Genomic DNA, 12,662 nt, shown 5'->3' on the forward strand with positions numbered 1-12,662 from the left:
CCGTAGGGAAGTGTTCACCGCGTGATACGCAAGAAAAACTACCCCAGCATTCGGCGCAAGCTGTGGGGCAGTGCGCTATGGTCGCCGTCCTACTTTGCTGGAAGCTGTGGCGGCGCCCCCATTGAGATCATCCGCCAGTACATTGAACAACAGCAGACGCCACACTAACGGCCGTAATGGACGCCTTCGGCGTCCGCGCTACCCTTCCTCGCCCTGAAGGACGAGGCTTGCCGCGCCCCGGGTCAGCCCAGCAGCAGCCGCGCGGCAATCACCCACATGGTGATGCCGATCACCACTTCCAGCACCTGCCACGCGCGTGGCCGCGCAAACACCGGCCGCAGCAGCGCCGCGCCATAGCCCAGCGAAAAGAAGAACAGGAACGACGCGGTCATGGCACCCGCGGCGAATTCGCGCGCGTTCCCTGCGAACTGCGTCGACACCGAGCCGATCAGCATCACCGTATCGAGGTACACATGCGGATTGAGCCAGGTGAACGCCAGGCACACCGCCAGCGTGGCCCCAAGCGGTCGCGGCGCGGCGTCGCTGGGATCCAGCACCGCGTTCGAGCGCCACGCGGCCAGGAAGCTGCGCGCGCCATACCAGATCAGGAAAGCCGCGCCGCCGTAGCGCATCGCCGCACCCAGCCAGGGCAGCTCGCGGATCATCACGGCAAAGCCGGAAACGCCCAGCAGGATCAGCAGCGCATCGGAAAGCGCGCACACCAGGCAGACCCAGAACACATGCTCGCGCCGCAACCCTTGTCGCAGTACGAAGGCATTCTGGGAACCAATGGCAAGAATCAGGGAAAGGCCGAGGGAGAAGCCGGCCAGGGCGGCGTGCATTGCTTGTGGAACGGCTGTTTTTTTGGGTGACTATTATTGCACGCCGGGGGCAGCCGCCATGCCCCCCATCCTCCCATTCCTGCCGCAGGACTACCTCATGCCACTACACCCAGGATCACACTGGACGCCTTGAACACCGCCACCGCAGCCACCCCCACTTCCAGCCCCAGCGCCTCCACACTCCCATTGGTCACGATCGCCGCAACCGTACCGCCGCCGTCAAGTTCGATCACCACCTCGGCGTTCACCGCGCCAGGCATCACGCGCGACACCACCCCCGGCAGCTGGTTGCGCGCCGACAGCCGCATCCCCGGATCGGGCAGCCCCACCAGCACCGACGATGCCTTGATCAGCGCAAACGCCTCCGCGCCCTCAGCCAGCGCCAGCGTTTCGACGCTTTCATGCGTGATGGTGGCCACGATCTGCTGCCCGCCGGGCAGTGCCAGCACGACCTCGTCATTGACCGCGCCGCCGCGCACGCTGGCCACGCGCCCGAACAGCTTATTGCGTGCACTGGTCTTGATCATCATTCGCCTCATCAGGTGGATATCGTCGGCCGCCCCCTCGCCCAGGCGCGACAGCTGCGCGACAAAGCGCTGGTGTTCGCCTTCCAGCGCGCGATAGGTGCGGATCAGTTGCTCGCCGCGCGCGGTCAGGTGCGTGCCGCCGCCGCCCTTGCCACCGGCGGCGCGCACCACCAGCGGCTCGCCCGCGCTGTTGTTCATGGCATCGATGGCGTCCCACGCGGCCTTGTAGCTGATACCGACCGCGCGCGCGGCTGCGGTGATCGAGCCGTGTTCGCCGATGGCGGCGAGCAGCGCGATGCGGTCCTTGCCGCCCCAGTCTTGCGAGCCGGAGCGGAACCAGATGGCTCCCTGGAGTTCAAGCATGGATGTCGGGTGCCGGTGGCCGGCACCGCAATGGAGTCCGAGACGCGGCTATGGTAATCCGAATTGCGGATCGGTCCAGCACAGGACACTAGGCCATGATGTGCACGCCGCCATCCACATAGACCGTATTGCCCGAGATGCGCCGCGCATATGGCGTGGCCAGGTAGGCAGTGGCAAAGCCCACGTCCATGATGTCGACCACCTCGCCCAGCGGCGCGCGCCCGGCGGCGTCGGCCAGCAGCAGGTCGAAGTCCTTCAGTCCCGAGGCCGCGCGCGTCTTCAGCGGCCCGGGCGAGATCGCGTGGACGCGGATACCCAGCGGCCCCAGCTCGTGCGCCAGGTAGCGGCAACTGGCCTCCAGCGCCGCCTTGACCGGGCCCATCAGGTCATAGTTGGGCACGACGCGGTTGGCGCCTTCATAGCTCATAGCGAACAGCGTGCCGCCCTGCGGCATCAGCGGCACGGCCAGACGCGCCATGCGCACGAAGGAGTGGCATGAGATGTCCATGGCACGCGCAAAACCCTGTGCCGATGAATTGAGCAGGCCGCCCTGCAGATCGGCCTTGGGCGCGAACGCAATCGAATGGACCATCGAGTCGAGACCGCCCCACACGCTCTCGATACGCGCAAAGAGCGCCGTCATCTGCTGCGCGTCTTCCACGTCCAGCGGCATCAGGATGGGCGCCTGAATGGCTTCGGCCAGCGGCGTCACGTGCGGGTAGGCCTTGTCGTTCAGGTAGGTCATGGCGACCTGCGCGCCCAGTTCATGGAACGCCCTGGCACAGCCCCACGCAATCGAATCGGCATTGGCCACGCCGGCCACCAGCACACGGGCGCCGGCAAGCGGCGGATTGGATACGTTGACCATGGCGGCTCCTGTTGGACCGAACCGGGATGCGGTGCGCAAGCCTCAGCTGCGCGGCCGCGTGGCGCGCGCGGCCTGCGGCTTGCCGTTCCCGGCATGGCTGAGGGCGGACGCGGTATCGGCCGCGTCCACCGGCGCAACTGCGTCGGCAGCCTCGGGCGGATGACCCGTACCCATCACGTCGGCGACTTCGCGATAGCGCCCCAGCCGCTCGCCTGACAGCGGGCCGCCGACCGTCATCACGCGATGCGCCGCCACCATCAGCTTGCGGCGGGTCTCGCGGTCCGGCACCAGTGCCGGACCGCGCCCGGATCGCGCGCTGCGGATCCAGCCTGACGATAAAGCTCTGCTGGCGCACCGCGGTCTTGAACGCGGCCAGGTCCGCCTGGCCGCCGGATTGCTCGGTGGCTTGCTGCTGTTCGCGCGCAATGCGGCGCAGCAGGTTGAACGGCCGCTCCTCGATGGCGCTGGGGCGATCGGCCACGTAGGCCAGCACGCGCACAAAGGCCTCCAGCGTGCCACCCTGCCCGATCGCCGCCTCGGCATCGTGCAGCCGGCGCTGCGCCAGCTCCTTGCGCAACGCCACGGTGACGGGCGACTCCACGTTGGCCGGCACCTGCCCGCTCATGCCCACCAGCGCCGCCATCGCCGGCGAGCCGTAGATTGCCTCGAAGGTCCGCTCGTACCATGCGTCGCGTACATCGCGATACTGGTCGAGCGCGCTGACGATCTGCGCCGATGCGGCCTTCTCCATGGTCAGGAACGGGTTGTCCGGCGCCACCGGCGCGCGATGCGCGCGCACCTGCGGCGCCATCGCGCCGATCCACGCCATCCACGGATTCATGTCGGTCGCCAGCGAGCGCTCCAGCCGCGCCGGGTGCAGCGCCCGCATCCACTGCGCGCCCAGTTCATTGGACATCGCGCGCACCCATGGCGAAACGAAGGTGTCGTACATGTGCTGGTTGATCTCGGCCACGCGCCGCACCACCTCGAACGGGCGTTCGTCTTCGCGGCCGTCGTCCAGCGCCAGGATGTCGTTGACGCTGCGGCGCTCGAAGCGCACCAGGTAGCGCCCTTCGACCAGGTCCCGGTGCGGCAGGTCAGGCGCCACGTCCTCGATCTTGGCCTCGTACAGGCCCGGCGGCAGCACATCGATCAGGTCCAGCGCGCAGAACAGTTCGCTGGGTTCGCGGTTGGCAACGCCGGCGGAAACAAAGATGCCCAGGTGCCCCACGGTCTCGTGCAGGCAGTAGACGATCACCTGGTCGTTGGCGACCAGTTCCTCATCGGTGGGATACAGGTCCGGGATCCAGTTCAGCGCCTGCTGCGGCGGCGTGATGTTGTCCCCCCACGACGCGAAGACGACCACCGGCGAACGGATGTTGCGCAGGTCCACCACGGTCTTGCCGTCGCTGCTGCGCACCTCGCCCGCGGTCAGCCGGTTGCCGACGAACAGGTTCTGCACGATCCAGTCGATCTCGGCGCGGTTCATCAGGAAGTGGCCGCCCCACCAGCGCTCGAACTCCAGGAAGCGCGGGCCTTCCGTGTCCGCCCTGGCGTAGACGTCGTAAAGCTTCTTCCACAGCGTGTTGGCCGGATTGAGCTGCTCGAAGTTCTGCACCAGCCAGGCACCGTCGAAGCGGCCATTGCCCAAATCGGCGGTCAGCGAGGCCAGAAACGAGCCGCCCAGCAGCCCGCCGCTGTAGCGCATCGGATTGCGCCCGCGCACACCCGACCAGTACGCCAGCGGTGCGCCGGCCACCAGCAGCGGCCCGGTGCGCTCGGGCGCGACCGCGGCCAGGATCATCAGCGCCCAGCCGGCCTGGCAGTTGCCGATGACGAAGGGCTTGCCGGGTGCGTCCGGGTGCCGCTCGCCGACGATCTTGAGGAAGTCGGCCTCGGCGCGCGCCACCGATTCGATCGTCTGCCCCGGGCAGGGCTCCTGGAAGAAGGTGACGAAATAGCACGGATGCCCGGTGCGCAGCGCGATGCCGATCTCGCTGTCGGCCTTGAAGCCACCGATGCCGGGGCCGTGGCCCGCGCGCGGGTCGATCACCACGAAGGGGCGCTTGGCAGGGTCGGTCGGGCTGTTGGCCGGCGGCACGATGCGCAGCAGCGCGTAGTTGACGGGCTCGGGCAGTTCGCGGCCGTCGGCCAGCAGTTCATGCTCGAACACGAGCACAGGCGGCATGCCCTCGCGCTCATGCTCGGCGGTCTCGTTGCCGCGCTCGCGCAGGATGTCGAACAGCAGCACGGTGCGCTGCCAGGCGTCGGTGAAGTATTCCAGCGCCGGCTGGCCGAGCGCCGCGAACGGACTGGCGGCTGCAGGGGCCTGCGTGGTGGAGGGTGAGGGGCCGGAGCTGCCTTGCGGCGGCTTGGCGGGTATGCGTGCGGTCATTCCACTTTCCCCTGATTGGCGCCGCTGCCGGGCGCAGGCGCGCTGTCCGCGCCACCGGAGTGACGCTTGTTGCATTGCAACTAAAACAAGCCTAGCAGCCGCGGCGATGCCGTGCAACCCGCTGACCGGCGCCCCCAAAGCCTTACGGCGCGCAGCATCCATCGGTCATTAACCTGACAAATTCGTCGCCTATACTGGCGCAGTGCGCTTGCGCACTGCAGCAAGGCGGTGCGCGGAGCGCCCGGTGCGAGACCGACGGCCATCCCTCGACGCCACCGCGCCAGACCAGTATCCTTGCCCAGCATCCGCTCTCGGAACATCGCCATGACCGCTGCCTCGACTGCCACGTCTGCCATGTCCGGACTTGCCGCGCCCGCCACCGAGGCGCCGGACAAGTACGCCGCGCTACTCGCGCGCTGCGCTGGGCTGCCGCCTATCCCCACCGCAGTGGCGCACCCCTGCGATGTCTCATCGCTGAGCGGCGCGCTCGAGGCCGCGGAGCTTGGCCTGATCGTGCCGATCCTGGTCGGGCCCGCCGCGCGCATCCGGCAGGTCGCCGCCGAGCATGGACTTGCGCTGGGCGACACTCGGATCATCGACACCGCGCACAGCCATGCTTCGGCCGAGCGCGCGGTCGAAGCCGTGCGGGCCGGCGACGCCGAGCTGTTGATGAAGGGCAGCCTGCACACCGACGAGCTGCTGCACGCGGTCACCGCCTCGGCCAGTGGCTTGCGCACCGGGCGGCGCCTGTCGCATGTATTCGCCATGAGCGTGCCGCGCTACCACAAGCCGCTGTTCATCACCGATGCGGCGGTCAACATCTTCCCCACGCTCAACGAGAAGGCCGATATCTGCCGCAATGCCATCGACCTGGTGCGCATGCTGGGCATCGAACAGCCCAAGGTGGCGATCCTGTCGGCAGTGGAAACCGTCACGGACAAGATCCCCTCCACCATCGACGCCGCGGCACTATGCACCATGGCACGGCGCGGCCAGATCACCGGCGGCATGCTGGACGGCCCGCTCGCCTTCGACAACGCCATCAGCCGCGAGGCCGCCATCACCAAGGGCATCGACTCGGACGTGGCCGGCGACCCCGACATCCTGCTGGTGCCGGACTTGGAAGCGGGCAATATGCTGGCCAAGCAGCTGACCTTCCTGGCCGGCGCCGAAGCCGCCGGCATCGTGCTGGGCGCGCGCGTGCCCATCATCCTCACCAGCCGGGCCGACAGCGTACGCGCGCGCATCGGCAGCTGCGCCATTGCCGTGCTGCTGGCGCACGCGCGCCGCACCGCCGCAGCCGCCGCGCAGGTCTGAGCCGTGCCCGTGCGGCCCTTGCGCAACCACTTGGGAGTCCATCCAGCGTGACCGCCATCCATCCTGCCGTGCATCCCGTCATCCTCGTTGTCAACGCGGGCTCGTCCAGCGTCAAGGTCTCGGTCTACGCCGTACCCGACGCCGCGCATGGCAATGCCGACATCAACCCGGTGCTGAGCGCGCACGGCCAGATCGAGGGCATCGGCGTGGCGCCGCGCCTGACCGCGCGCATGGCCGACGGACGCGTGGTCGCCGACGAGACCTTCCCGCAGGCCCAGGTGGCCGACCACGACGCCGCCTTCCGCCTGGTGCGCCTGGTGCTGAGCGTGGGCCTGCGCGACAATCCGCCGGTGGCGATCGGCCATCGCGTGGTGCATGGCGGCGCCGACTATGCGCAGGCGGTGCGCATCGACGATGAGGTGATCGCAAAGCTGGAGGCGCTGGTGCCGCTGGCGCCGCTGCACCAGCCGCACAACCTGACTGCCATCCGCGCGGTGCGCGAGGCCGTGCCGGACCTGCTGCAGGTGGCCTGCTTCGACACCGCCTTCCATGCCGGCCACGACCTGCTGGCGCAGCTGATGGCGCTGCCCTACGCGTACTACGAGCGCGGCATCCGGCGCTATGGCTTCCACGGGCTGTCGTACGAGTACATCGCGCGCCGGCTGCGCCAGGTCGCGCCCGACCTGGCCGAGGGCCGCGTGATCGTGGCGCACCTGGGCAACGGCGCCAGCCTGTGCGCCATGCGCGACGGCCGCAGCGTGGAAAGCACCATGGGCCTGACCGCGCTCGACGGCCTGCCCATGGGCACACGCTGCGGCTCGGTCGATCCGGGCGCGCTGCTGTGGCTGGCGCAGCAGGGCATGACGGCGGCCGAGATCCAGGCGATGCTGTACCAGGAATCCGGGCTGAAGGGACTGTCGGGCGTGAGCAGCGACATGCGCGCGCTGCTGGCCAGCGATGCGCCGCGCGCGCGGCTGGCGGTGGACTTCTACGCCTACCGCGCCGCGCAGGAGATCGGCAAGCTCGCCACCACGCTGGGCGGCCTTGACGCGCTGGTGTTCACCGCGGGTATCGGCGCCAACTCGCCGCCGGTGCGCGCACGCATCTGCGAGCACCTGGCGGGCCTGTTCGGCATCGCGCTCGACGGCGGCGCCAACGGCGAGAGCAGCCAGCGCATCAGCCGCGACGACAGCCGCGTGCCGGTGCTGGTGCTGCCGACCGATGAAGAAGGAATGATTGCACTGAACACTGCACGCATCCTGCGCGAATGCGGGCAGCTCTGAATCAACCTGCCAGGTAGTGCCCGCGCAGCTGCGCGACGTCCACTTCGAGCGCATCGCGCAGGTAGTTGTCGACGCTGCCCCAGCCCGCGTCGATGGCCTGCATCGAAGCATCGAGATAGCTGGCGCGGACTTCCAGCAGCGGCGTCATCACCGCGGGCGCCACGCCAAGCCCGGCCATGCGCGCCAGCGCAGACTGGTTGAACTGCGCATTACGCTGGTTCGACTCCAGGTAGTTGGCCAGGATATCGTCCTGCGCCACGCCCAGCGCCGCCAGCAACAGCAGTGCGGCAAAGCCGGTGCGGTCCTTGCCGGCGGTGCAGTGGAACAGCAGCGTCTTGCCGCCCTGCGCGGCGCGCATGAAGCCGGCGAAGGCCTCGCGGTAGCGCACCGGGAAGTCGCCATAGACCTCCAGCATGAAAGCATCCATCTGTGCCGGCGTGCTGGCGCGCAGGCGCGGCATCAGCACTTCCATCGCCATGCTGCCCTCCAGCACCGGCGCCGCCACCCAGTGGAAGCGCTGGCCGAAGGCGGCCTCTTCAGGCGACTTCTCGCCGGGCGAACGGAAATCCACCACCATGTCGAGCCCGAGCGTCTGCAGCCGCTCCAGGTCCGCCGTGCTGGCCAGCGCGGGGTTGCCGCTGCGGTACAGGCGCCCCTGGCGCACGCGGCGTCCGCCCGCGCCGGCCAGGCCGCCCAGGTCGCGTGCATTGCTGATGGTGTCGAATGCCAGGTCATGCTGGCCCTGCCCGCCAGCCGCGGCCGGAGCCTGCGGCACGACCGCATGAGTGTGCAGGCATCTTGCGCGTTGAAGCCACTTGATCATTGTTCTTTCCTGATTGTCCTTGCGATGCGGGCCGACGTCCGTGCCGGCGCTTCAGCGCGCCCGGTACGCCGGCACATGCCAGCGCAGATGGCAGCCCGCGATATAGCGCCGGTCCAGCCGCGCCACCAGCTTCCACACGGTCAGCGCACTGGCATCGATGTCGACCCACGCCCACGGGTGCCGGGGGTCGCCCGCTTCCACCAGTTCCACCGAACGGATCTTCGCATACCGCGCCAGCGCCTCGCGCAGCGCCGCCGCGTCCAGCCCTGCTTTCAGTCCCCGTACTAAAACCTTCATGGTCGGCTCCAATTATTTCAGATCACTCCCGCTCATGCATCACCCCGCCGGGGCCGTCGTGGCGCGCCTGCGCACACGCACCGCCGCCAGGTCCTATGTGGCGAGCTTCTCACTGGTATGACGCCTGCGGCGGCCCGGCTATCCATTGATCACGCGTGGACTTGATCTAGCTCATGACGGGCGGAAATAGCATGGAGTTGCCCTCGACAGGGCCGGCTGCGAGTCGGAAAATTCCTATCATGTCGAACGCGGCGGCCCGCCAGAAGCGAGGCCGCTCCGGGTACACCGCACACGGATGCCGTCTCGCGACCGACACTTGCCTGTCCTGCCGGCCGTGCTGTCCCAGTGCCGGCGCGCCGCACTGTCCGCCGAGAGCCGTCCGACCCAGGTGCCCCCCGGGTACCGACCAGGATCACCAACCAAAGGATGCCGGCGATGACAGATACTTCCGCCTCCCCCCCTTCCGCCCCTTCCACCCCCTTCGCCGCTGCTGCACAGGCTGTCGTGCCGACGCCGAAACTCACGCTGCACTGGGGCCTGTTCGCCGCCGTTGCTGCGCTGCTGGTGGTGCTGGCGATCCCGCAGCCCGAGGGGCTGACCGTCGCCGGCCAGCGCATGCTGGCGATCCTCGCCTTCGCCATCGTGGTGTGGATCACCGAGGCGGTGTCGTATGAGACCAGCGCCATCATGATCACCTCGCTGATGGCGGGGCTGATCGGCTTTGCGCCGACCGTCAACGACCCCTCGGTGCAGTACGGCACCTCGAAGGCACTCGGCATGGCACTGGCGGGGTTCTCCAACACCGCGCTGGCACTGGTCGCCGCGGCGCTGTTCATCTCTGCGGCGATGACCGTGACCGGGCTGGACCGACGGATCGCGCTGGTGACGCTGTCTGCCATCGGCACCAGCACCCGCCGCATCCTGATCGGCACGATCGCCGTCACCATTGCGCTGAGCCTGGTGGTGCCCAGCGCCACCGCGCGCAGTGCCTGCGTGGTGCCGATCATGATGGGCGTGATCGCAGCCTTCGGCGTCGACAAGAGGTCCAATATCGCCGCCGGCATCATGATCACGGTGGCGCAGGCCACCAGCATCTGGAACGTCGGCATCCAGACCGCCGCGGCGCAGAACCTGCTGACGGTGGGCTTCATGGACAAGCTGCTGGGCGAGCGCATCACCTGGCTGCAATGGCTGATCGCCGGTGCGCCGTGGGCCATCGCCATGTCGGTGGTGCTGTATTTCCTGGTGCGCTTCCTGCTGCCCGCCGAGACCGATGCCATCCCCGGCGGCAAGGAAGCCGTGCAGCGCGAGTTGTCGGCCCTCGGCCCCATGAGCTCGCCACAGAAGCGGCTGGCCGCGGTATCGCTGGGCCTGCTGCTGTTCTGGGCCACCGAAGGCAGGCTGCACAGCTTCGACACTGCCACCGTGACCTTCGTCGGCCTGGTGATCCTGATGATGCCGCGTATCGGCGTGATGGACTGGAAGACCATGCAGCAACGCACGCCCTGGGGCACGCTGATCGTGTTCGGCGTCGGCATCAGCCTGGGTACGGCGCTTTTGACCACCAACGCCGGGCAGTGGCTGGGACAGTTCGTGGTCACCCATTCCGGGCTGGCGGCACACGGCGCGCTGCTGGTGTTTGCGATCCTGTCGGCCTTCCTGATCCTGATCCACCTGGGCTTTGCCAGCGCCACCGCGCTGACCGCCGCGCTGCTGCCGATCCTGATCGCGGTGTTGCAGACCCTGCCCGGCGACATCAACCGCGTGGGCATGACCATGCTGCTGGGCTTTACCGTCAGCTTCGGCTTTATCCTGCCGATCAACGCGCCGCAGAACATGGTATGCCTGGGCACGGAGACCTTCAACGGCCGCCAGTTCGCGCGCATCGGTATCCCTGTGACGATCATCGGCTACGCCATGATGCTGCTGTTCGCAACCACCTACTGGCGCTGGCTGGGCTGGGTCTGAGGAGGTACGAACCATGAAGATTTCCCTCCGCAGCGCCCGCCAGCTTGCCCGCGACATCCTCGCCGCGCAGCAGGTACCCGCCGACATCGCCGACGACGTGGCCGAGCATCTGGTCGAATCCGACCGCTGTGGCTATATCAGCCATGGCCTGTCGATCCTGCCCAGCTACCGCACGGCCCTCGACAGCCACAGCGTCAACCCGCAGGGCCGCGCCAAATGCGTGCTGGACCAAGGCACGCTGATGGTGTTCGACGGCAACGGCGGCTTCGGCCAGCACGTCGGCAAGTCGGTGATGCACGCCGCGATCGAGCGCGTGCGCCAGCATGGCCACTGCATCGTCACGCTGCGCCGCTCGCACCATCTCGGGCGCATGGGCCACTACGGCGAGATGGTGGCAGCCGCCGGCTTTGTCTTGCTGAGCTTCACCAACGTGATCAACCGCGCGCCTGTGGTGGCACCGTTCGGCGGCCGCGTGGCGCGGCTCACCACCAACCCGCTGTGCTTCGCCGGGCCGATGCCCAACGGGCGCCCGCCTCTGGTGGTGGATATCGCGACCAGCGCGATTGCCATCAACAAGGCCCGCGTGCTGGCCGAGAAAGGCGAGCCGGCGCCCGAACGCAGCATCATCGACGCCGACGGCAACCCCACCACCGACGCCTCCACCATGTTCGGCGAGCACCCCGGGGCGCTGTTGCCCTTTGGCGGCCACAAGGGTTATGCGCTCGGCGTAGTGGCCGAACTGCTGGCCGGCGTGCTGTCCGGCGGCGGCACCATCCAGCCGGACAACCCGCGCGGCGGCGTGGCCACCAACAACCTGTTCGCCGTGCTGCTCAATCCCGCGCTGGACCTGGGCCTGGACTGGCAGAGCGCCGAAGTCGAGGCTTTCGTCCGCTACCTTCACGACACACCGCCGGCGCCGGGCGTCGACCGCGTGCAGTACCCCGGCGAATACGAGGCCGCCAACCGGGCGCAGGCTGGCGACACGCTGGACATCAACCCGGCCATCTGGCGCAACCTTGAGCACCTGGCGCAGTCGCTCAACGTGGCCGTCCCCACGGCCTGAAGGCGCCGCCCGCGGCGGGGCTCGCGCCCTGCCGCACGCGGCTGGCACAATACGTGCCATGAAAAGCCTCTGGTCCGCCTTCATCAAGCTGCTGGTGCTCGCCGTGATCGGCGGCGCGCTGCTGGCCGCCATCGTCATCCTGGCTGCCAACCGGCAGCTGCCTTCGCTCGACGCGCTTACCGCCTTCCGCCATACGCCCGACTACGTGCCCATCGGCAAGATCCCGCGCGAGCTGACCGACGCCGTGGTGGCGATCGAGGATGAACGCTTCTACGTGCATGACGGCATCGACTACATCGGCGTCGTCCGGGCCGGCGTTGCCAACCTGTCGGACGAGCTGTCGCAGGGGGCATCGACCATCACCATGCAGGTGGCACGCAATTTCTACCTGTCGCGGGACAAGACCTATACCCGCAAGCTGTATGAGGTGCTGCTGTCCTACCGGATCGAAAAGGCGCTGACCAAGGACGAGATCCTGGAGCTGTATATGAACAAGATCTACCTGGGACAAGGGGCTTATGGCTTTGCCGATGCGGCGCGGACTTACTTCGGCAAGCGGCTGGACCAGCTGACGCTGGCTGAATGCGCGATGCTGGCTGGGTTGCCCAAGGCGCCATCGGCCAACAACCCCGTGGCCAATCCTCGGCGCGCGCGCCAGCGGCAGGTTTATATCCTGCAGCGGATGCTGGAGCTTGGGAGGATTTCGCGGGGGGAGTATGACGGGGCGTTGTTGGAGCCGTTGAGGTTGAGGTGAGGGGTGTAGTGTTTGCGCTTGTTGCTATGTGATGCGTTGTCGCTCTTGACTAGGGTGGGCTGTTTCGCCGGCGTAGCCGGCGAGTCACTTTTTGTCCGAGCGACAAAAAGTAACCAAAAAACGCGTCGCCTGTGCGGCTGGCAATCCATTCCTCGGCGTTGG

General features: G+C 68.0%; 10 protein-coding genes and 2 pseudogenes. 6 read left to right on the top strand and 6 right to left on the bottom strand.

Going from position 1 to position 12,662, the window contains the following annotated elements; all coding sequences use genetic code 11:
* Positions 1-30: 30 nt before the first annotated feature.
* A pseudogene (locus tag A3A5_RS45490) lies at positions 31-168 on the top strand (transposase); the annotation flags it as partial.
* Positions 169-242: 74 nt separating this feature from the next.
* On the opposite strand, the gene A3A5_RS0137115 reads toward A3A5_RS45490, so the two are convergent.
* The 4 genes and pseudogenes from A3A5_RS0137115 to A3A5_RS40125 all read right to left on the bottom strand — a co-directional run bounded on the left by A3A5_RS0137115 (position 243) and on the right by A3A5_RS40125 (position 4,995).
* Complete coding sequence (locus tag A3A5_RS0137115; protein WP_013955713.1) at positions 243-842, bottom strand: LysE/ArgO family amino acid transporter; 600 nt, start codon at positions 840-842, stop codon at positions 243-245.
* Between the two features lie 95 nt (positions 843-937).
* Positions 938-1,732 carry a TOBE domain-containing protein gene (locus A3A5_RS0137120; RefSeq protein ID WP_018315487.1) on the bottom strand — a complete coding sequence of 265 codons (795 nt, stop codon included), beginning with the start codon at positions 1,730-1,732 and terminating at the stop codon, positions 938-940.
* A gap of 88 nt (positions 1,733-1,820) precedes the next feature.
* A complete protein-coding gene (gene fabI, locus A3A5_RS0137125; RefSeq protein WP_018315488.1) occupies positions 1,821-2,600 on the bottom strand; it encodes an enoyl-ACP reductase FabI in 780 nt (259 codons plus the stop codon).
* A gap of 42 nt (positions 2,601-2,642) precedes the next feature.
* Positions 2,643-4,995, bottom strand: a pseudogene (locus A3A5_RS40125) (DUF3141 domain-containing protein).
* A gap of 324 nt (positions 4,996-5,319) precedes the next feature.
* Here A3A5_RS40125 and A3A5_RS0137135 point away from each other — a divergent pair.
* Complete coding sequence (locus A3A5_RS0137135) at positions 5,320-6,312, top strand: phosphate acetyltransferase (protein ID WP_018315489.1); 993 nt, start codon at positions 5,320-5,322, stop codon at positions 6,310-6,312.
* Between the two features lie 47 nt (positions 6,313-6,359).
* Entirely contained in the window at positions 6,360-7,595 is a 1,236-nt protein-coding gene (locus tag A3A5_RS0137140) for an acetate/propionate family kinase (RefSeq protein ID WP_018315490.1), read from the top strand.
* 1 nt (position 7,596) lies between these two features.
* Here A3A5_RS0137140 and A3A5_RS0137145 read toward each other — a convergent pair whose 3' ends face one another.
* Together A3A5_RS0137145 and A3A5_RS0137150 are read right to left on the bottom strand one after the other, a co-directional pair.
* Positions 7,597-8,418 (bottom strand): tyrosine-protein phosphatase, encoded by an 822-nt coding sequence (locus tag A3A5_RS0137145; RefSeq protein ID WP_018315491.1) that lies wholly within the window; start codon positions 8,416-8,418, stop codon positions 7,597-7,599.
* Positions 8,419-8,469: 51 nt separating this feature from the next.
* Positions 8,470-8,715 (bottom strand): hypothetical protein, encoded by a 246-nt coding sequence (locus A3A5_RS0137150; RefSeq protein WP_018315492.1) that lies wholly within the window; start codon positions 8,713-8,715, stop codon positions 8,470-8,472.
* Positions 8,716-9,150: 435 nt separating this feature from the next.
* On the opposite strand from A3A5_RS0137150, the gene A3A5_RS0137155 reads away from it, so the two are divergent.
* From A3A5_RS0137155 to A3A5_RS0137165, 3 genes are read left to right on the top strand one after another with little or no spacing between them, the layout of a single operon-like run.
* On the top strand, positions 9,151-10,683 hold the full coding sequence (locus A3A5_RS0137155; protein WP_026201510.1) for a DASS family sodium-coupled anion symporter: 1,533 nt from the start codon (positions 9,151-9,153) through the stop codon (positions 10,681-10,683).
* Between the two features lie 13 nt (positions 10,684-10,696).
* Complete coding sequence (locus tag A3A5_RS0137160; RefSeq protein WP_018315494.1) at positions 10,697-11,746, top strand: Ldh family oxidoreductase; 1,050 nt, start codon at positions 10,697-10,699, stop codon at positions 11,744-11,746.
* 58 nt (positions 11,747-11,804) lie between these two features.
* The gene (locus A3A5_RS0137165; protein ID WP_018315495.1) at positions 11,805-12,500 is read left to right on the top strand and encodes a transglycosylase domain-containing protein; all 696 of its coding nucleotides are present in this window, start codon (positions 11,805-11,807) and stop codon (positions 12,498-12,500) included.
* Positions 12,501-12,662 lie beyond the last annotated feature (162 nt).

This window comes from Cupriavidus sp. UYPR2.512 (genome assembly GCF_000379565.1).
In the GTDB taxonomy this organism is placed as follows: Bacteria; Pseudomonadota; Gammaproteobacteria; order Burkholderiales; family Burkholderiaceae; genus Cupriavidus.

Coding starts and splice junctions, on each gene's coding strand:
- A3A5_RS0137120 (WP_018315487.1), bottom strand. CDS start 1,732: ATGCTTGAACTCCAGGGAGCCATCTGGTTCCGCTCCGGCTCGCAAGAC.
- A3A5_RS0137115 (WP_013955713.1), bottom strand. CDS start 842: ATGCACGCCGCCCTGGCCGGCTTCTCCCTCGGCCTTTCCCTGATTCTT.
- A3A5_RS0137150 (WP_018315492.1), bottom strand. CDS start 8,715: ATGAAGGTTTTAGTACGGGGACTGAAAGCAGGGCTGGACGCGGCGGCG.
- fabI (WP_018315488.1), bottom strand. CDS start 2,600: ATGGTCAACGTATCCAATCCGCCGCTTGCCGGCGCCCGTGTGCTGGTG.
- A3A5_RS0137145 (WP_018315491.1), bottom strand. CDS start 8,418: ATGATCAAGTGGCTTCAACGCGCAAGATGCCTGCACACTCATGCGGTC.
- A3A5_RS0137160 (WP_018315494.1), top strand. CDS start 10,697: ATGAAGATTTCCCTCCGCAGCGCCCGCCAGCTTGCCCGCGACATCCTC.
- A3A5_RS0137155 (WP_026201510.1), top strand. CDS start 9,151: ATGACAGATACTTCCGCCTCCCCCCCTTCCGCCCCTTCCACCCCCTTC.
- A3A5_RS0137165 (WP_018315495.1), top strand. CDS start 11,805: ATGAAAAGCCTCTGGTCCGCCTTCATCAAGCTGCTGGTGCTCGCCGTG.
- A3A5_RS0137135 (WP_018315489.1), top strand. CDS start 5,320: ATGACCGCTGCCTCGACTGCCACGTCTGCCATGTCCGGACTTGCCGCG.